The 17385-nt window shown below is 44.1% G+C and carries 19 protein-coding genes; 16 read left to right on the forward strand and 3 right to left on the reverse strand.

Going from position 1 to position 17385, the window contains the following annotated elements:
• The first annotated feature begins 33 nt into the window (after window positions 1–33).
• Both KNQ05_RS07970 and KNQ05_RS07975 read left to right on the forward strand, forming a co-directional pair.
• The gene (locus tag KNQ05_RS07970) at window positions 34–951 is read left to right on the forward strand and encodes an ABC transporter ATP-binding protein (protein WP_214765516.1); all 918 of its coding nucleotides are present in this window, start codon (window positions 34–36) and stop codon (window positions 949–951) included.
• Entirely contained in the window at window positions 929–1672 is a 744-nt protein-coding gene (locus KNQ05_RS07975; RefSeq protein WP_088836474.1) for an ABC transporter permease, read from the forward strand. Before KNQ05_RS07970 ends, KNQ05_RS07975 begins: the two co-directional genes overlap by 23 nt.
• Before the next feature lie 45 nt (window positions 1673–1717).
• On the opposite strand, the gene KNQ05_RS07980 is transcribed toward KNQ05_RS07975, so the two are convergent.
• Window positions 1718–2359, reverse strand: a complete 642-nt coding sequence (locus KNQ05_RS07980) for a YczE/YyaS/YitT family protein (protein WP_239456834.1) — start codon at window positions 2357–2359, stop codon at window positions 1718–1720.
• Between the two features lie 155 nt (window positions 2360–2514).
• On the opposite strand from KNQ05_RS07980, the gene KNQ05_RS07985 reads away from it, so the two are divergent.
• The 14 genes from KNQ05_RS07985 (at window position 2515) to KNQ05_RS08050 (ending at window position 16402) form a co-directional block, all read left to right on the forward strand.
• Window positions 2515–3078: a glycerol-3-phosphate responsive antiterminator gene (locus KNQ05_RS07985; protein ID WP_088836476.1), complete on the forward strand. Its 564-nt coding sequence runs from the start codon at window positions 2515–2517 to the stop codon at window positions 3076–3078.
• A gap of 190 nt (window positions 3079–3268) precedes the next feature.
• Window positions 3269–4093, forward strand: a complete 825-nt coding sequence (locus KNQ05_RS07990) for an MIP/aquaporin family protein (protein ID WP_214802676.1) — start codon at window positions 3269–3271, stop codon at window positions 4091–4093.
• Window positions 4094–4121: 28 nt separating this feature from the next.
• Window positions 4122–5612, forward strand: coding sequence for a glycerol kinase GlpK (gene glpK, locus KNQ05_RS07995; RefSeq protein WP_214805103.1), 1491 nt, complete (start codon window positions 4122–4124; stop codon window positions 5610–5612).
• A 138-nt stretch (window positions 5613–5750) separates the two neighbouring features.
• Window positions 5751–7424: a glycerol-3-phosphate dehydrogenase/oxidase gene (locus tag KNQ05_RS08000; RefSeq protein WP_088836478.1), complete on the forward strand. Its 1674-nt coding sequence runs from the start codon at window positions 5751–5753 to the stop codon at window positions 7422–7424.
• A gap of 561 nt (window positions 7425–7985) precedes the next feature.
• Complete coding sequence (locus tag KNQ05_RS08005; RefSeq protein WP_088836479.1) at window positions 7986–8669, forward strand: DsbA family oxidoreductase; 684 nt, start codon at window positions 7986–7988, stop codon at window positions 8667–8669.
• 33 nt (window positions 8670–8702) lie between these two features.
• Entirely contained in the window at window positions 8703–9692 is a 990-nt protein-coding gene (gene lplA / locus KNQ05_RS08010) for a lipoate--protein ligase (RefSeq protein WP_029332843.1), read from the forward strand.
• A 51-nt stretch (window positions 9693–9743) separates the two neighbouring features.
• Window positions 9744–10631 carry an SDR family oxidoreductase gene (locus KNQ05_RS08015; RefSeq protein WP_159172707.1) on the forward strand — a complete coding sequence of 296 codons (888 nt, stop codon included), beginning with the start codon at window positions 9744–9746 and terminating at the stop codon, window positions 10629–10631.
• A gap of 125 nt (window positions 10632–10756) precedes the next feature.
• Window positions 10757–12301, forward strand: a complete 1545-nt coding sequence (locus tag KNQ05_RS08020) for a fatty acid--CoA ligase family protein (RefSeq protein WP_214805238.1) — start codon at window positions 10757–10759, stop codon at window positions 12299–12301.
• 121 nt (window positions 12302–12422) lie between these two features.
• On the forward strand, window positions 12423–12854 hold the full coding sequence (locus tag KNQ05_RS08025; RefSeq protein WP_088836481.1) for a methylglyoxal synthase: 432 nt from the start codon (window positions 12423–12425) through the stop codon (window positions 12852–12854).
• Between the two features lie 101 nt (window positions 12855–12955).
• Window positions 12956–13111 carry a hypothetical protein gene (locus KNQ05_RS08030; RefSeq protein WP_167331094.1) on the forward strand — a complete coding sequence of 52 codons (156 nt, stop codon included), beginning with the start codon at window positions 12956–12958 and terminating at the stop codon, window positions 13109–13111.
• A 131-nt stretch (window positions 13112–13242) separates the two neighbouring features.
• Window positions 13243–13908, forward strand: coding sequence for a response regulator transcription factor (locus KNQ05_RS08035; protein WP_088836482.1), 666 nt, complete (start codon window positions 13243–13245; stop codon window positions 13906–13908).
• 11 nt (window positions 13909–13919) lie between these two features.
• On the forward strand, window positions 13920–15287 hold the full coding sequence (locus KNQ05_RS08040) for a HAMP domain-containing sensor histidine kinase (RefSeq protein ID WP_239456836.1): 1368 nt from the start codon (window positions 13920–13922) through the stop codon (window positions 15285–15287).
• 110 nt (window positions 15288–15397) lie between these two features.
• On the forward strand, window positions 15398–15871 hold the full coding sequence (locus KNQ05_RS08045) for a competence protein ComK (protein WP_034801199.1): 474 nt from the start codon (window positions 15398–15400) through the stop codon (window positions 15869–15871).
• 120 nt (window positions 15872–15991) lie between these two features.
• On the forward strand, window positions 15992–16402 hold the full coding sequence (locus KNQ05_RS08050; RefSeq protein ID WP_029332849.1) for a hypothetical protein: 411 nt from the start codon (window positions 15992–15994) through the stop codon (window positions 16400–16402).
• Window positions 16403–16474: 72 nt separating this feature from the next.
• Here KNQ05_RS08050 and KNQ05_RS08055 read toward each other — a convergent pair whose 3' ends face one another.
• Complete coding sequence (locus KNQ05_RS08055; RefSeq protein ID WP_029332850.1) at window positions 16475–16813, reverse strand: hypothetical protein; 339 nt, start codon at window positions 16811–16813, stop codon at window positions 16475–16477.
• 59 nt (window positions 16814–16872) lie between these two features.
• Window positions 16873–17253: a truncated hemoglobin gene (locus tag KNQ05_RS08060; protein WP_214765503.1), complete on the reverse strand. Its 381-nt coding sequence runs from the start codon at window positions 17251–17253 to the stop codon at window positions 16873–16875.
• Window positions 17254–17385 lie beyond the last annotated feature (132 nt).

Consider the following 17385-nt stretch of genomic DNA (forward strand, 5'->3'; position numbering starts at 1 on the left):
AAGGTAGAGTAAAAAAATGAGGAGGCGAAAAAAATGTTAAAGATTGAACATATCTCGAAGCGGCTGGGAAAAGAGCAAATCTTAAAAGATGTCAGCTTTGAAGTTGCACCCGGAGAAGTCTTTGGATTTTTAGGTCCGAACGGTGCAGGGAAAACGACGACAATTCGAATCATTACAGGGTTGTTAGAGCAGGACGAAGGTAAAGTGACCGTGAATGGACATGATGTCGTCGAGGAGCGTTCGAAAGCATTGACGCAAATTGGAGCGATTGTCGAAAATCCGGCATTTTATCCGTATATGACAGGGAAGCAAAACCTCGTTCATGCGAAAAACTTAATTCCAGGTTTAGGTGAAGTCGACTACGAGGCACTTTCCCGTCTCGTTGGGCTGGAAGGGAAGCTGTCGAAAAAAGTCGGCGAGTATTCTCTTGGGATGAAACAACGTTTAGGAATTGCCCGCGCTTTATTACATAATCCGCGTGTTCTCATTCTCGATGAACCGACGAACGGGCTTGACCCAGCCGGAATCGCAGAACTGCGTGAGTATTTACGGGCGATGGCTCGGGATCAACAGATTGCGATTTTAATATCGAGTCATATGTTGGGTGAAATGGAGCAGATTAGCGACCGGTATGCCATCATCGATCAAGGTGTCATCAAATCTGTCGAATCCGTCCGCAATGAGACGGGATCGAAAATTTTATTACGTGTTGCGACGGAAGAAACGGAAGACGTACTTGAAGCACTTAAAGCAGCAAACTATCAAGCGGATCTGTGGAATGATCGAATCGTCGTTACGGCTCCTGAAACGTCATGCCCGGCGATTGCTCGCCTAGTCGTTCCGATTGCTGATTTACACGAGTTAACCATTAAACGGATGACGTTAGAAGAACAATTCTTGCAAGTCACGAAAAAAGAGGGGGATTCACATGCTTTCACTCATACAAAATGAATGGATGAAATGGTGGACGATGAAAAAATCGAAAATCGTATTGGCCTTGTATGTACTCGTTACGATTGGAATCATCATAATCGCAAAGACAAATGATATCGATTTTACGCGAAGTGAATTTTATTCAATCACGTCGATGGTTTTAATTGCACTGCTTGGTATCATCACAATCGTCTTCACAGCTGAAGCGATCGGTAATGAAGTCCGGTATGATACGATGAAACATTTATTGATGAGTCCATATTCCCGGATGACGATTTATTTCTCGAAATTAGCGTTTTCCGTTCTCATCATGCTCGGTCAGTTCCTGTTTATCGTCCTGCTTTCATACGCATTGTCATTTACGTTCTCTGAAGCTGGAGACCCACTCGTCATGCGGGATACCTGGTTACAACTGGTAGGTCCAATCTTTACGATTTTCATGACGTTATTCTTTTCGCTCGTTTTCCGCTCCGTCGGAATGATCATCGGTTTTACTGTACTTGCTCAGTTCTTTACTTCGATTGCCGGGAACGTCTTGCTTGCCTTTAAACCAGAAATCGCGAAATGGATCGTCTTCATGCACCTCGATTGGTCGATGTACTTCGATGGTTCACTAATGGCAGAGATGGCTAATCAAATGGATACGACATTGACATTCTCCGTGCTCTTTGTACTTGCGCATATCTTAGTATTGCTCGGTGGATCAATTTTAATCTTCCAAAAGAAATCATATACGTAAAAAAAATCCCGTCCTCAAATGATTCGTGAGGGCGGGATTTTTTAATTACTTCACTCGATTGGAAATCGGGAAAATCCGCTGGAAAAATTCAATTAACGGACCATTCAATAACAAGAATACAAAGGTTCCGACGCCAATCCCAATCAATTCGTGTTCGACGATGGAAAGAACACTTGCGATGAGGAAAGGGATTGCTAAGCTGATCGTCGCACCGATTGTCGTACTGTTAAAACGACTGATTAACGATTTCATCAAGTAATCAGGCGGCATTAAGACGAAACCGATTTGTAGATAAAGGGCGAGACCTAATGAAATCATCGGCATCCCGATTATCATATAAACCGAACGGGTTACAAGGTTCGATGGCACATAGAGTAGCTGATGAATAGCTAAGAAAAAGTCAATCGCAACACCAAATAAAACGACGAGCGAAAAACTTAAAATAATTGTCCACCAACTAAAACGACTTCCTAAAGCGAGAGCGCTGGCGAGCGCGAAGATATGCAGACAAACGATTGCTAACCCGACCGTTAAAGGTGAAATTCTCGCTAAAGCTTCGCTGGCGGAAGTCCAAGGAGCACTCCCGATTGCGGCGGTGACCATAAAGCTGTTCCCTAAGGCGTTGATGATGATGGAAAATAAGTAAATCGTAATTCGTTTTTGTTGACTCATGGTGGAACGTAGCAAGTGATGCTACGCTTCTCACCTCCTTTTCAGACAGTTTTACGTTAAGGTATACCCTAAAAGTGTTGACTCTTTTCATGGAAATTCAGGAAATCCCATTGCGAAACCCTTACTGGACACGACATACTGAAAACAATTCAAAGAAATGGGGAGAGACGATGACTTATTTTGGTCAGAAAATTTTACCGTCCGTCAGGAAACTTGAGGACTTTGAAAAAATGCTGAAAAGTCCGTATGAATACGGGGTGTTACTCGAGATGCACGTCTCGCGTTTAAAGTCGGTTTATGAATTAGCCAATCGATATGATAAAAAAATGTTTTTGCATATGGATTTAGTTCAAGGACTAAAAAATGATGAATACGCGACGGAGTACGTCTGTCAGGAATTAAAGCCATATGGTGTCATTTCGACGAAAGCGAGCGTCATCTTAAAGGCGCGTCAAAAGAAAGTTAAAACGATGCAACGGATGTTTCTGCTCGATTCCAGTTCACTCGAAAAAAGTTATCAATTGATGGAGCGGACTCAGCCTGATTATATCGAAGTGTTACCCGGATTGATGCCAAAATACATTGAAGAAGTTAAACGAAAAACGGGACGACTCGTTTTTGCGGGTGGATTGATTGATACGGTCGAGGAAGTAGAACAAGCGATTGCAGCGGGTGCGTCGAGTATTACGACGTCCAATAAAGAGTTGTGGCGACATTTTGAACCTGAACGATGAAAGCGCTATGATAAAACGCACAAAAAGTGTTTGACAGCGTTTTCATCGATTGTTATAGTGACATTAAGTTAATACACAGTGACGGAGAAATCGGAGATTCACGCTTTTATTCCCTTTGAGTAATTCTCAAGAGGGAGGAAGTGTGAATCTCTTTTTTTTGTTGCTATTTTGATAAAAGGGGGAATAGAACATGTCAGCAGTACTAGCAGAATTTTTAGGGACAGCCTTACTTGTTGCGTTAGGTAACGGAGTCGGGGCAGGGGTTTCGCTATCAAAGTCGTATGCTAAAGACGCTGGATGGATTGTCATTACGTTTGCTTGGGGATTTGCGGTAGCGTTGTCCGTCTATGCCGTCGGTCAGTTCAGTGGAGCCCACTTGAACCCTGCCGTCACACTCGGATTAGCCTTTGACGGTTCATTTGCTTGGGCAGATGTACCAGGATACATGATCGCGCAGGTCTTAGGTGGAATCGTCGGTGCCAGTATCGTTTATCTTCATTACTTACCGCACTGGGCAGAAACAAAAGACCCGGCAACAAAATTGGGTGTTTTCGCAACGTCACCCGCTATTCCACATACATTCGCAAACGTAGTCAGTGAATTGATTGCTACGTTCCTGCTCGTCGTCGGAATCTTATCGATTGGTGCTAATACGTTCTCAGATGGTTTGAATCCACTCATCGTCGGCTTTTTGATTGTTAGTCTCGGTATGTCATTCGGGGGAACGACAGGCTATGCAATGAATCCGGCACGTGATTTAGGACCGCGGATCGCACACTTCATTTTACCGATTGCAGGAAAAGGATCATCGAATTGGGGTTACGCTTGGATTCCAGTACTCGGTCCCGTATTAGGCGGAAGCTTAGGTGGATTATTTTATCGGTCTGTTTTCTCAGGCAAGGATACACCGGCCTTCATTATCGTCGGACTTGTGACAATTGTCATTTTAGGTTTATGCTATAAATTCGGTATTCGTCCGAATAAAGAAACGTCAGTAGCGTCAAAGTCAGCTTAACTTACTAGATACAAAGGATGGGGAAGAGATGGAGAACTACATTTTATCATTAGACCAAGGAACAACGAGTACACGAGCGATTCTGTTTAACCAAGCAGGGGAAATCGTTCATTCCGCCCAACGTGAATTCACGCAGTATTTTCCAAAACCGGGTTGGGTCGAGCATAATGCGAATGAAATCTGGGGTACAGTCCTTGCAGTTGTCGCAACATGTTTAACAGAAGCGAACGTAAAAGCGAATCAAATCGCTGGAATCGGGATTACGAACCAACGTGAAACAGCAGTCGTTTGGGAAAAAGAAACGGGTAAGCCAATTCACAACGCAGTTGTTTGGCAATCCAGACAGACAGCTGAAATCTGTGAAGAGTTACGTGAAGCGGGTCATGGTGAATTGTTCCGTTCAAAAACTGGTCTTTTAATTGACGCTTACTTCTCAGGTACAAAAGTCAAGTGGATCCTCGATCACGTCGAGGGGTCACGAGAACGTGCAGAACGAGGAGAACTCTTATTCGGAACGATTGATACGTGGTTGATTTGGAAGTTGTCAGGTGGAAAAGCGCACGTGACAGACTATTCAAATGCCAGTCGGACATTGATGTACAACATTCATGAACTGAAGTGGGATAACGAATTACTTGAGATTCTTGATGTGCCTAAAGCCATGCTTCCTGAAGTCCGTCCGTCGTCTGAAATTTATGCGAATACAGCAGGTTATCATTTCTTCGGTGAGTCGGTTCCGATCGCTGGAGCAGCAGGCGATCAGCAAGCGGCATTATTTGGTCAAGCTTGTTTTGAAAAAGGAATGGCGAAAAACACATATGGTACAGGATGCTTCATGTTGTTGAACACAGGAGAAAAACCAGTCGTTTCGGATCACGGCTTATTGACGACGATCGCTTGGGGTGTCGACGGAAAAGTCGAATATGCACTCGAAGGAAGCATCTTCGTTGCCGGATCAGCAATTCAATGGTTGCGCGACGGCTTACGTCTCATTAATGATGCGAAGGAAACGGAAGCTTACGCAAAACGTGTCACTTCTTCAGACGGCGTCTATGTCGTTCCGGCATTCGTCGGACTCGGGACACCTTACTGGGATAGCGACGTCCGTGGAGCAGTCTTCGGCCTGACGCGTGGAACAGAAAAGGAACACTTCATTCGTGCGACACTCGAGTCGCTTGCGTATCAGACACGCGACGTCTTGACGGCGATGGAGCAAGATTCAGGAATTGAAATGTCAGCACTTCGTGTTGATGGTGGTGCTGTTAAAAATGATTTCTTAATGCAGTTCCAAGGCGATATCATCAATGCACCAGTTGAACGTCCGGAAATCAATGAGACGACGGCACTTGGTGCTGCATATCTTGCAGGACTCGCAGTCGGATTCTTTAAGGACAAAGAGCAAATCGCGGCACATTGGAAAATGGATCGTCGTTTCGAACCAGAGATGGATGAAACAGAAAGCGATGCATTATATGACGGATGGAAAAAAGCTGTCCAAGCTACGATGTTGTTCAAATGATGTGACATATGTTATATTGGGTATAAGTTAATAAAACCGGTCGGAGAATATGGAGAGACCACAACAGCAGTTGGCATAGTCAGCTTGTTCGTTGTGGTCTCTTTTTTTCTTTTTCGAACCTAACAGGAGGAACTATTCATGGCTAACCAATCTTTTTCAAGCAAAAACCGTACAGACGTCTACAATCGATTGACACGTGAAGAACTTGACATACTCGTCGTCGGTGGCGGAATTACAGGCGCAGGAATCGCACTCGATGCTGCGTCACGCGGCATGAAAATCGGTCTCGTTGAAATGCAAGACTTTGCAGCCGGGACGTCAAGTCGTTCAACGAAACTCGTCCATGGTGGTTTACGTTACCTGAAACAATTTGAAATTCAAATGGTCGCTGAAGTCGGGAAAGAACGAGCAATCGTCTATGAGAACGGACCACATGTTACGACACCGGAGTGGATGTTACTACCGATGCATAAAGGTGGTACATTCGGACCGTTCAGTACGTCAATCGGACTCCGTGTCTACGATTTCCTAGCGGGTGTCAAACGTTCAGAATGGCGTTCGATGTTATCTGCAAAAGAAACACTCGCAAAAGAACCGTTAGTCAAACAAGACGGATTAAAAGGTGGCGGCTATTACGTCGAGTACCGGACAGATGATGCACGATTGACGATTGAAGTCATGAAAGAAGCCGTCAGTCACGGAGCACGTGTCGTCAACTATACGAAAGCTGAAGAAATCATCTACGAAGCAGGTAAAGTCGTCGGTATGCGTGTGACAGATCTCTTAACAGGAGATGTTCATGAAATCCGTGCTAAAAAAGTTGTGAATGCGACAGGACCATGGGTCGATGAGTTACGTGAGAAAGATGGTTCAAAAGTCGGGAAACAACTTCGTTTGACAAAAGGGGTTCACGTTGTCATCGACCAATCTAAATTCCCACTCAAACAAGCAGTCTATTTTGATACACCAGACGGTCGGATGATTTTCGCGATTCCACGTGACGGTAAAGCATATGTCGGAACAACCGATACGTTCTTCGATAAAGATACAGCGCATCCGAAATTCACTGTCGAAGATCAAGATTATGTCTTAGACGCGATTCGCTACATGTTCCCAGAAGTCAAAGTCACGGCGGAAGACGTCGAGTCAAGCTGGGCTGGTGTTCGTCCATTGATTTATGAAGAAGGGAAAGATCCTTCTGAAATTTCACGGAAAGATGAAGTATGGCAGTCAGAGTCAGGACTCATCACAATCGCAGGTGGTAAATTGACAGGATACCGCAAAATGGCAGAGCATGTTGTCAACCTGGTCGCGAAACTATTAAAAGAAGAAACGAACCGTGCCTATGCGCGTTGTTCAACAAAAAATATGCCAATCTCAGGTGGACATGTCGACGGAGCAAAAGGTTTCGAACGGTTCTTGAAATCGCAAGCACCAGCAAACGGACTCACTTCAGAAGAAGTCTTGTTCCTTGCGCAACGTTACGGATCAAACATCTCTGAAGTATTGACGTATGCTGCAGCTTACGATCAAGCAGAAACAAAACTTCCGCGTGATGTCTATGCACAGCTCCATTATGGAATTGAGCAAGAAATGGTCGCACGTCCAATCGATTTCTTTATTCGTCGGACTGGCGCTGTCTTCTTCAATATCGCTTGGGCACGTCAGTATAAAGACGCAGTCATCGAAGAGATGAAACAACACTTGAACTGGACGGAAGAACAAACGAAACAGTATACAGAAGAATTAGAAATTGAAATTAACGATGCGTCACACGCACTCGTTACTGAAACAGCTTCTGCCGCTAACTGAATGAAATAAGTGTGTAATGCCCCCGACGACACGTCGGGGGCATTTGAGGTTGTAGACAAATGCTTATGAAGCGTGAACATGCGATATCGAGATGCTATCAACTCGCGATTCCCTGTCCCGCCTCGTTTTCCAAGTGGCAATCGATCGCGCCGCTACAGCAAAGTTGCAGGAGCGCGACCGATTGCTTTTCGCGGTCTAAAGCGATTCAAGACGGATTGTGCTCTAAACCGTATGCATGCCTTTCCCTCACGGTATCACCTAAAAAGCGTCACGTGTCGTTGACTCCTACGGGTGAAAGTGCGTGTTTAACGCACTTTCAGAGGCAGGCAAGACCCTGCTCGTTGTCCATTAAGATCAAGGCGCAATGGCTTGCGCCTCACCCGAGGAAAGCAACGAAAAAAACCGCTTTTATTTCTCGAGATTACTTTATCTACACGTTGTAATGCTCCCTACAATACGTCGGGGGCATTTTTCCATGACTTGAAATCAGATTAATTGCAAGAGGTGTCGCTGAGGATTATGCTTAGTCCATACTGAAAAATCAAAGGGAGTTGGAATGAAATGAAAGTAGAAGTATGGTCAGATTACGCGTGTCCGTTTTGTTATATCGGGAAAAAACGTCTAGAAAAAGCAATTGAAGCGAATGGAATGAAAAATGTAGAGGTCGAATTTAAAAGTTTTGAACTCGATCCGAATGCACCGGCTGAACCGACGAAAGGATTATATGAAATTCTTGCTTCGAAATACGGTACGACAGTCGAGGAAGCACGTAATATGTCACAAGGCATCGTTGAGTCAGCGAAAGCTGACGGATTAATGTACGAAATGGATCGTGTCGTTCCTGCCAATACATTTGAAGCTCATCGCTTGACTCAACTCGCGAAAAAACATGGTAAAATGGATGAGATATCGGAAGCACTCTTTCAGTCTTACTTCATGAAAGGGGAGAACTTGAACGATCCGTCAATCTTGACGCGCGTTGCGCAGGAAGTCGGACTCGACTCAGAAGAGGTTGAGGCATTCCTTGCATCAGATACTTCAACAACTGAAGTCCGGGAAGAAGAAGATATGGCACGCGAACTTGGTGTGACAGGAGTTCCCTTCTTCGTATTTGATCGTAAATATGCGATTTCAGGGGCGCAACCCGTTGAAGCGTTTAGCCAAGTGATGGACCGGATTCAAGCGGAACAAAAGATTGAAGTCGTAGCAGATGGTGATGCTTGCGGAGTCGATGGTTGTAACTAAAATCCAGGCTAACAAAAGGAGAACGTACCCTACATGAAACTTATCTTTCACCCTGAAATTCGAGATGCGCGGATTAACCTTGCTGTCGAAGAATTCATCTTGAATAACTTGAACGTCAATGAAGAAGACTATTTTTTATTTTATATCAATGGTCCTTCCATCATCGTCGGAAAAAATCAAAACACGAATGAAGAAGTCAACTTGAAGTACGTCGAGGATCATGGCATTCACGTCGTGCGTCGTCTATCTGGTGGTGGAGCGGTTTATCACGATGAGGGAAACTTGAACTTCAGTTTCTTGACGAAAGATGACGGTGATTCGTTTAATAACTACAAAAAGTTCACGGAGCCTGTCGTGCAAGCCCTTCACAAACTGGGCGTGGAAGCTGAGCTATCTGGGCGAAACGATATTCATGTCGGAACGCGTAAGATTAGTGGGAATGCTCAGTTTACGACCCGTGGACGGATGTTTAGCCACGGGACATTGATGCTTGATTCGAATATTGAAGAAGTCGTCAATGCGTTAGTCGTCAGCGAAGAAAAAATGCGATCAAAAGGAATCAAATCAGTTCGTAGTCGTGTCGCCAATATTTCTGAATTCTTAACTGAACCGTTGACGATGGATCAATTCGTTGATCATCTGCTCGCTTCGATTTATGAAGGAAAAGAAATCGAGCGTTATACGTTGACGGAAGCAGATTGGGAAAAGGTTAATGCGATTTCAGCAGAACGGTATGGCAACTGGGACTGGAACTTCGGCAAGTCTCCGAAGTTTGATGTCATCCATAAAAAACGTTTCCCGATCGGAACGATTGATTTCCGGCTTAATGTTACGAAGGGCATCATTCAAGAAGCGAAAATCTATGGAGATTTCTTTGGTGTCGCGGATGCCTCGGAAATTGCTCAAGCATTAGAAGGAAAACGATACGACCGTGCGTCATTGCGGGAAGTATTAAGTCAGTATGAATTAAAAAAATATTTTGGTGCTGTCGAACTAGACGAAGTACTCGACGTTTTAGCATAAGCTTTTTTGGGAAAACTCTCTCTATCAACTTGCATAGGGGGAGCTTTTTTTATGGGCTACAATAAAGATAACTTTTTAGAAGGTACGTTAGAGGATTTCATCAATTTTGAACAGGTCTCAGAAGGGTTACCAAAAACAGAGGATAATCAACCGCTCCCTTACTATGAACGTGACGATTATCGTGCGGCCGGGAAATTAAAAGGCAAGGTCGCAATCATCACTGGTGGTAATTCCGGAATCGGACGTGCCGTATCGCTTGCCTATACGCTTGAAGGTGCGAAAATCGTCATCGCCTTCTATGGCGACCAAGAGGGCGCGGAAGAAACGAAAGCGCGTGTCGAAGAGCTTGGTGGGGAAGTGCTCCTGTCTAAAGGAGACATTGGAGACGCAGCTTATTGTGAAGAACTCGTTCAAAAAACAATCGACAAATTTGGCCGCCTCGATATTGTCGTCAATAATGCGAGTATGCAAAAACCAGAAGACTCGCTTCTCGATATTGAAGACAAGTCGCTGGAGAAGACATTCAAAACAAATATTTTTGGAATGATGCGTCTTGCACGTGCTGCTTTACCACACCTCAAGCAAGGGTCTGCCATCATCAATACAACATCATCAACAGCATATGAAGGCAATGCCCTTCTGATTGATTATTCTTCAACAAAAGGGGCAATCGTCAGCTTCACGCGAAGTTTATCCATGAATCTCGCAAAACAAGGGGTTCGTGTCAATGCTGTCGCACCAGGTCCGATTTGGACACCGTTGATCACAGAGACGTTCCCCGATGAATCGGTAAAAACGTTTGGTAAAAATACACCGATGGATCGACCGGGCCAACCGGCAGAAATGGCATCCGCGTATGTGTTCTTAGCATGTAACGATTCGAGCTATATGACAGGACAAGTGCTTCATCTCAATGGTGGCGTCATCGTCAACGGATAATGATAAAGAACGTGAAAACGTTTCCATAAAATGATATACTATCCATACTAACGCAAGCGTTATGTATGGATTTTTTTTGCGTAAAAAATGAATGGTTGTTCATTTGAAGGGGGAAGTTAATGATGATGGGATTGATTCATTCTGTAGAGGAGACCGCCCGGAGAAGTCCGGATGCAGTCGCCTACGTCTTCGAAGACACGAAAGTCAGTTATCATGAGTTTGTCGAGAAGTTCCACCGGGCAGCAGGGGCATTAGAAGCGAACGGGATTCGCAAAGGAGATCATGTTGCATTGATACTTGGGAACAGTCCAGCGTTTTTAGTTGGGTATTATGCCATCATGAAGCAAGGGGCGATTGCGATTCCAATCAACCCAACATATACACCGGATGAAATCGGGTACATTTTGATGAATGGGGACGTTAAAGGAATTCTTGGGGTCGCTCCGCTCGTCGAAGCAGCAAAAGCACGGTTAGTTCATTTACCGAACTTATCCGTTGTCGTATCGGTGCCGTTTAACGGGGTAATTGGCCCAAGCGAAAAAATCGGGAATGTTGAATTTACGACGTTAGAAGACTGGCTTTCCATCGAACATCCGGTCAAAGACGTGATGAATGAACTCGATGATACGGCAGTCATTTTGTATACGAGCGGAACAACAGGGAAACCGAAAGGCGCCATGCTCTCACACCGTAACTTAACATCAAATGCACAATCGATTGGTGAATACTTAAATGTGTCAGAGCGCGACCGGACGCTCGCTGTGTTACCGATGTTCCATGTCTTTTGCTTGACGGTCGTCGTTAACGCTTCACTTGCACACGGAGCATCAATCATCATTGCACCACGTTTTTCACCGCAAGAAACGTTTGAACTGGCGAAAAAAGAGCAAGTTACGATTTTTGCCGGCGTACCGACAATGTATAATTTCCTTCTTCAGACGGTTCAAGCCCACCCGCATTTTGCAGATTACTTTGCGTCGAGCCGATTATTCGTTTCCGGTGGAGCGAGCTTACCGGTTCCTTTACTTGAATCATTTGAAAAGACGTTCAACTGTCACATACTAGAAGGATACGGCCTATCAGAAGCCTCACCCGTCACGTGCTTCAATCCGTTAAATGGAATCCAAAAGCCGGGGTCGATCGGTCCGTCCATCATCGATGTCGAAAATAAAATTGTGGACGAACTCGGACAAGAATTACCGGATGGTCAAGTCGGAGAGTTAATTGTCCGTGGACCGAATGTCATGACGGGCTATTATAAGATGCCGGAAGAGACACAAGCGACGCTACGCGACGGTTGGTTATATACGGGAGATCTCGCGAGAAGAGACGAGGACGGTTATTTTTATATCGTCGATCGGAAAAAAGATATGATTATCGTTGGTGGTTACAATGTCTATCCACGTGAAGTCGAAGAAGTGCTCTATAAACATCCAGGGGTCGTCGAAGCTGCCGTAATCGGTGTACCAGATGAAGAGATGGGAGAAGCCGTCAAGGCATTTATCGTGTTAAAAGATAGCGTCACAGAAGCAGACCTTCTCGATTTTTGTGCGATTTCACTCGCGAAATACAAGTGTCCGACACGTCTCGAATTCATTGATCAATTGCCACGCAATACGACCGGAAAAATTTTACGGACCGTGTTGAAAAAACAACCATCCAATTCATGACATCCTTCTTAACCGACGACGTTCAAGCGTGAACATCGTCGGTTTTTTAGTCTATTCATGAAAATGAGAGGTTTTTGAAGGCGCGTTTGAGTGCATATACTCTAGAGAGGAGGACGATAAAATGAACATTGCATTGATTGCACATGACGAGAAAAAAGATGAGATGATCATGTTTGCCCGGGCCTACCAGGACTATTTAGCAAAGAATCAATTGTACGCCACGGGGACGACAGGGAAGCGGATCGTCGAAGCGACGGCGCTCGACGTACACCGCTGTAAATCTGGACCACTTGGTGGCGATCAAGAAATTGGCGCGATGGTTGCTCGAGGGGAAATTGACATCGTGATCTTTTTACGTGATCCGTTGACGGCACAGCCTCATGAACCGGATGTATCGGCCTTGATTCGCTTATGTGATGTCTATGACTTGCCGTTAGCGACAAATGTCGGGACGGCTGAGATTTTAATTAATGGGCTTGAACAAGGTGATTTTAAATGGCGTGAAATTATTCAAAAGCGACGGGAAGAGGAACAAGATAAATTTTCTTCGTAACAAACTGCTTGAGAACGCTTCTCATTTTCGTTTCATCGTGTTATAGTCGTATTGAAGATGATACTGATTATCAATTGCGATAGAAAAGGGCGGCGAAAACAATGGAAATCATTTTAATGACAGGTGTCACGGTCTTACTCGGTGGAGGAGCAACCTTCTTAGCACATATTGTAAAGACGGAACGTCGTCATATTGCGACAGATGTTAAAACGAACGTAGAACGTGCAACCTATCCATCGTTGCGCCTCGTAAAATAAATAGTGTTACTGACTAAACGCGCCTCTTTTTGGATAAAAGAGGGCGTTTTTTTCACATTTGGAGTGTTCTCACATAATTGTGCGGAATTCCTTTGATACACTACAAAAAAAGGACTTAGTCAGGAGTGACAGTGATGCATACGATTTATTTAGTGGATGATGAAGTGAATCTGAACCGCGTGCTCGTAAAATATTTAGAACAAGAAGGATGGCAAGTGAAATCGTTCACCTCTGGGGAAGCGGCAGCTTCAGCGATTATTGAAAAGCCTGATTTATGGGTGCTCGATATTATGTTACCGGATATGGACGGATTTCAGTTGATTAAACGAATCAAGGCACATGATGAGACGACACCTGTTATTTTCATCTCTGCCCGAGACGAAGATATCGACAAAATCATCGGCTTAGAAATGGGCTCGGATGATTACATCGCGAAACCGTTTTTGCCAAGAGAACTTGTCATTCGTGTCAAAAAAATCTTAGCGCGCGCCTATGCGACACCAAAAACAGGAGTGATTCAGTATGGCGATTATACAATCTATCCTGAAAAACGAGTCATCGAAGAAAATGGTCAAGAAATTGATTTGACCTCAAAAGAGTATGATTTGTTGATTTTATTTGCGACACAAATCGGGACGCCAATGTCCCGTGAACAGATTCTTGTCAGTGTCTGGGGTGATGATTACTTTGGTTCCGATCGTGTCGTCGATGATTTAGTTCGACGAGTCCGGAAAAAATTATCCAAACTTGAACTAGAGACGATTTATGGGATTGGCTACCGGTTGGTGTCTGCATGAAGAATCGGAGTTTGGGATTTCAGATTTGGGCGATGTTTCTACTCGTCATCGCAACGCTCTCGATCGTTATCCTTGTCGTCATGCGGTCATCGATTGGAAACTTTATTGATGAACAGGTCTATTCGACGTTAGAAAACAGTGAAGTCTTCTTTTCAAAAGATGCTTCTGTCATCGACATGTTGCAGGACAATCCAATTGAATTTGATCGTCGAAAACAGGAGTCGCGTTCCGTTAATATTTTGTTGCTTTCGAAAAATGGGAAACTCTATTATGGGGGAGCCCCGCAACAATTGATTGATCAGATGTATCGTGATGCGATCAATCAAAAAGCAGAAACGGAAAAATATACGACGCAACTTGATAAAGAAGACGTCTATTACAGCATTCTCAAGATAGAATCGGAAGGGGAGACGTATTATCGTGTCTCTTATGTCTGGGATGCCTATCGTCAAGAACTGATTACGCAATTGTTTTCAAAAATTGGCTGGGTCGTCGTAATTGTGAGTATCTTGACATTGTTCATCGCTTTTTGGTTAGCACGTCGCTTGACGCAACCATTGATTGAAATTGAAGGTGCAGTCGGAAAGATTGCAGCGCAACAGTGGAATACGCCACTTCCTCTTGATCGCGGAGATGAAATTGGTCGTTTGGCACGATCGGTCAATGCCATGCGCGTCGATTTAGAAAAGCAGGATAAAGCACAAAAAGCGTTGTTACAAAATATTTCACATGACCTGAAGACACCAATCATGGTCATTCGCAGTTATGCACAGTCCATTTCTGACGGGATTTATCCGGATGGTGATTTGACAGGTTCGGTCTCAGTGATTGAGGAAGAGGCCGAACGGTTAGAAAAGAAAGTCGCTGCCTTGCTTTATGTGACGAAATTGGATTACTTTGAATTAGATCGTTCTACATGGGATACGATTGATTTAGACCGAATGGTTCATTTACTACAAAGTCGTTTTTCAAGTACAAAGCCGCTTTCGTGGACGATTACAGGGGAAGCCGGTCTTGTACTTGGCGAAGGAGAACAATTACGGGTTGCACTTGAAAATGTAATTGATAATGCGATGCGATATGCTGAGACATCGATTGATATTCGTTTATCCGGGACCGAAGAGATAGCTCAAATCGAGATTGAAAACGACGGTCCACCACTCGATTCATCATCACCACTTTTTCATCAATTTTCACGTGGTAAAGAAGGTAAATTTGGTCTAGGTCTTTATATCGTAAAACGTATCGTTGAGCGTCATGACGGGGAAGTTTCAATCGAGAACCAAGCAGTGGGAAATGGAAAAGATAAAGTTTGTGTGATTTTCAAATTCCCACGTCATTTTAAGCCAGAGATGGACCAATCAACGAAAGAACTTTAAAAACGAGATAGCGATATCTCGTTTTTTATATTGGGAAATATCGAACAGTCGAGGGCGTACAGGTGGGTTCTTTGATATAAACAAAGTAATAGAAGAAGGGAGATAGTAGGATGCCACATAACATCACGGAAGAAACGTTAGCTCTTATTCCTCAGTACGGTCAATACGGGGAACCGCAAACACTACTTATTAAAGAACGGTCGGAACTTGTGCTCGAAGGACATCCGATCAAACTGATTGAAGAATCATGTTTGTATTTTGGTTCTTCGATGCGAGGAAGAATTGAAGCAGCACGACATATCTTAGGACCAAACCGAAAAACGCCGGTTTTAATTGATTGGCAAGCACAAACCATCTTCTTTCCGACGACAGCTAAAGAAAAGGCGGAGTGCATCTGGATTAACTTTAAACAAATGAAGACCGTTAAGAAGAGTGGCGGAAAGGTGCAAGTCGAGTTTCAAACAGGACAGCGGATTGATACGGCCGCATCTGCCTATAGTATTGAACGACAGCGGATTAAAACCCTAGAATTAGCTTACGAAATGCAACGACGCTTCCAGGGAACGGGACATGAACACGTTTAACAAGTGCAGAAAAGTGGAACACTCTAACAGGAAACGTTACCAATGAGAGCGAAATGAACTTGAGTAGAAACTGAATGCGCATTGAAGGGGAGGTGAAGCGACCGATCTGGTCGCTACACGATGAATGAATCATATGAATGGTTAAACCGTAGAAAATTACAGCCGGGCTTCGGTGTTAATGGAGGACGCCGTTTTATTAGTTCACGGATCGTCCGTCCAGAAAACACGCCCGGCAAACGAATTAAAGATATTAAGCGAACACGCCAACTCATCGTCGACGAGGCAGGAAATCGACGTTGGGTGACAAAGCGAGTAGTCGTCACAGATGCATCAAAACATATGACGATTAACCGCCGCACATCGATTGCGCAAAAAGAAGTAACAGAATCTCGCTTAGAGCAAGTGAAGCAAAAATTATCTTCGAAGAAAGTATTGATTCCCGTTTTAGCGGCGACAGGGCTTGCCGTTGCCGGAGGGGTACTCGCATATGTACTTCGTCGCAAAAAAAGAAACACTCCCGAGAGTGAATAAACAAGCGTATAAGAAAAAAGCCGCGTCCCTCATTTAATCCAGGGACGCGGCTTTCTCTATACATAACCTATCTTAAAGGAAACGTTTTCGAATCGAAGTTGAGAGTGCTTTCTCTGCAATTTCTTCGAGCTGTTTCAAATTCGTCGCGTCAAAACTATCATTATAGAAGCGACCAACGAATTCGACACGATCATAATCGAGTTCCTTGAAAATCAAATGCTTGTGGTCATCATAAAAGACGACACGGAAGTAATCAGAACCGCGCTCTAATGTGACGAGCCCTTTAATATGTTCGAGTTTCTTTTGCTCGTCAGACTTTTCTTCTTCAACCGGTTCCTCTGCAGTTTTCGCCTCTGCTTGTTCGAGTGCCGATTTCACTAAATCAGGTTTCTTATCTTGTTCTTCAGTCATAATTATCGCCTCCATCTTTCATTTTACATGGAAATGGACAGATGAGAAAGAAAAATCCCTCACGGTTCCTGATGAGCCTCACAAATCCGTAAGACGTTTAATGCACCAATTCGTAAGCGCTCCATCAAACGTTCAGCTACAGCTCGATTGGAAATTGTCTCATAGATGGCCACTTCCATCAACTCCATCCAGCGAAAGGCGTGTTGCTGTTCAATTGGTAAGAGTCGGTGAATCATCGCTAAATTCGTCCGCGAATCATCTAACTCATATTGGCGTGGACCACCTGTTAAGTGTGTCAAAAAAATAACTTGCGCCTGCTCGACACGTTGACGATCATCAGGAAAAATCGGACGAAGTATGGGGTCGGCATAAACAAGTTGATAAAAGCGAGCGACTAGCTGTTCAAGCATCGGTTGTTTTCCGATGTCATCATATAGCATGGTATTCCTCCTGTCTAACTAATTTTAATTGGCTTCAGTGTAGCAAAAATAAGTAGAAAAATATAGCTTCAAAAACGGACGTTTGTTCGTGTTTTATGAGATAATGACGTATACAAAAACGAGCTAAGGGAG

It is taken from the genome of Exiguobacterium sp. s125, from assembly GCF_018618605.1.
GTDB classification, from domain to species: Bacteria; Bacillota; Bacilli; order Exiguobacteriales; family Exiguobacteriaceae; genus Exiguobacterium_A; species Exiguobacterium_A oxidotolerans.

What these genes read in the sequence shown, in the direction of transcription:
- KNQ05_RS08030 (WP_167331094.1), top strand. Translation starts at nt 12,956, where the DNA reads ATGGAAATCATTTTAATGACAGGTGTCACGGTCTTACTCGGTGGAGGA.
- KNQ05_RS07975 (WP_088836474.1), top strand. Translation starts at nt 929, where the DNA reads ATGCTTTCACTCATACAAAATGAATGGATGAAATGGTGGACGATGAAA.
- KNQ05_RS08020 (WP_214805238.1), top strand. Translation starts at nt 10,757, where the DNA reads ATGGGATTGATTCATTCTGTAGAGGAGACCGCCCGGAGAAGTCCGGAT.
- KNQ05_RS08025 (WP_088836481.1), top strand. Translation starts at nt 12,423, where the DNA reads ATGAACATTGCATTGATTGCACATGACGAGAAAAAAGATGAGATGATC.
- KNQ05_RS08005 (WP_088836479.1), top strand. Translation starts at nt 7,986, where the DNA reads ATGAAAGTAGAAGTATGGTCAGATTACGCGTGTCCGTTTTGTTATATC.
- lplA (WP_029332843.1), top strand. Translation starts at nt 8,703, where the DNA reads ATGAAACTTATCTTTCACCCTGAAATTCGAGATGCGCGGATTAACCTT.
- KNQ05_RS07970 (WP_214765516.1), top strand. Translation starts at nt 34, where the DNA reads ATGTTAAAGATTGAACATATCTCGAAGCGGCTGGGAAAAGAGCAAATC.
- glpK (WP_214805103.1), top strand. Translation starts at nt 4,122, where the DNA reads ATGGAGAACTACATTTTATCATTAGACCAAGGAACAACGAGTACACGA.
- KNQ05_RS08055 (WP_029332850.1), bottom strand. Translation starts at nt 16,813, where the DNA reads ATGACTGAAGAACAAGATAAGAAACCTGATTTAGTGAAATCGGCACTC.
- KNQ05_RS08000 (WP_088836478.1), top strand. Translation starts at nt 5,751, where the DNA reads ATGGCTAACCAATCTTTTTCAAGCAAAAACCGTACAGACGTCTACAAT.
- KNQ05_RS08050 (WP_029332849.1), top strand. Translation starts at nt 15,992, where the DNA reads ATGAATGAATCATATGAATGGTTAAACCGTAGAAAATTACAGCCGGGC.
- KNQ05_RS07990 (WP_214802676.1), top strand. Translation starts at nt 3,269, where the DNA reads ATGTCAGCAGTACTAGCAGAATTTTTAGGGACAGCCTTACTTGTTGCG.
- KNQ05_RS07985 (WP_088836476.1), top strand. Translation starts at nt 2,515, where the DNA reads ATGACTTATTTTGGTCAGAAAATTTTACCGTCCGTCAGGAAACTTGAG.
- KNQ05_RS08060 (WP_214765503.1), bottom strand. Translation starts at nt 17,253, where the DNA reads ATGCTATATGATGACATCGGAAAACAACCGATGCTTGAACAGCTAGTC.
- KNQ05_RS08015 (WP_159172707.1), top strand. Translation starts at nt 9,744, where the DNA reads ATGGGCTACAATAAAGATAACTTTTTAGAAGGTACGTTAGAGGATTTC.
- KNQ05_RS08045 (WP_034801199.1), top strand. Translation starts at nt 15,398, where the DNA reads ATGCCACATAACATCACGGAAGAAACGTTAGCTCTTATTCCTCAGTAC.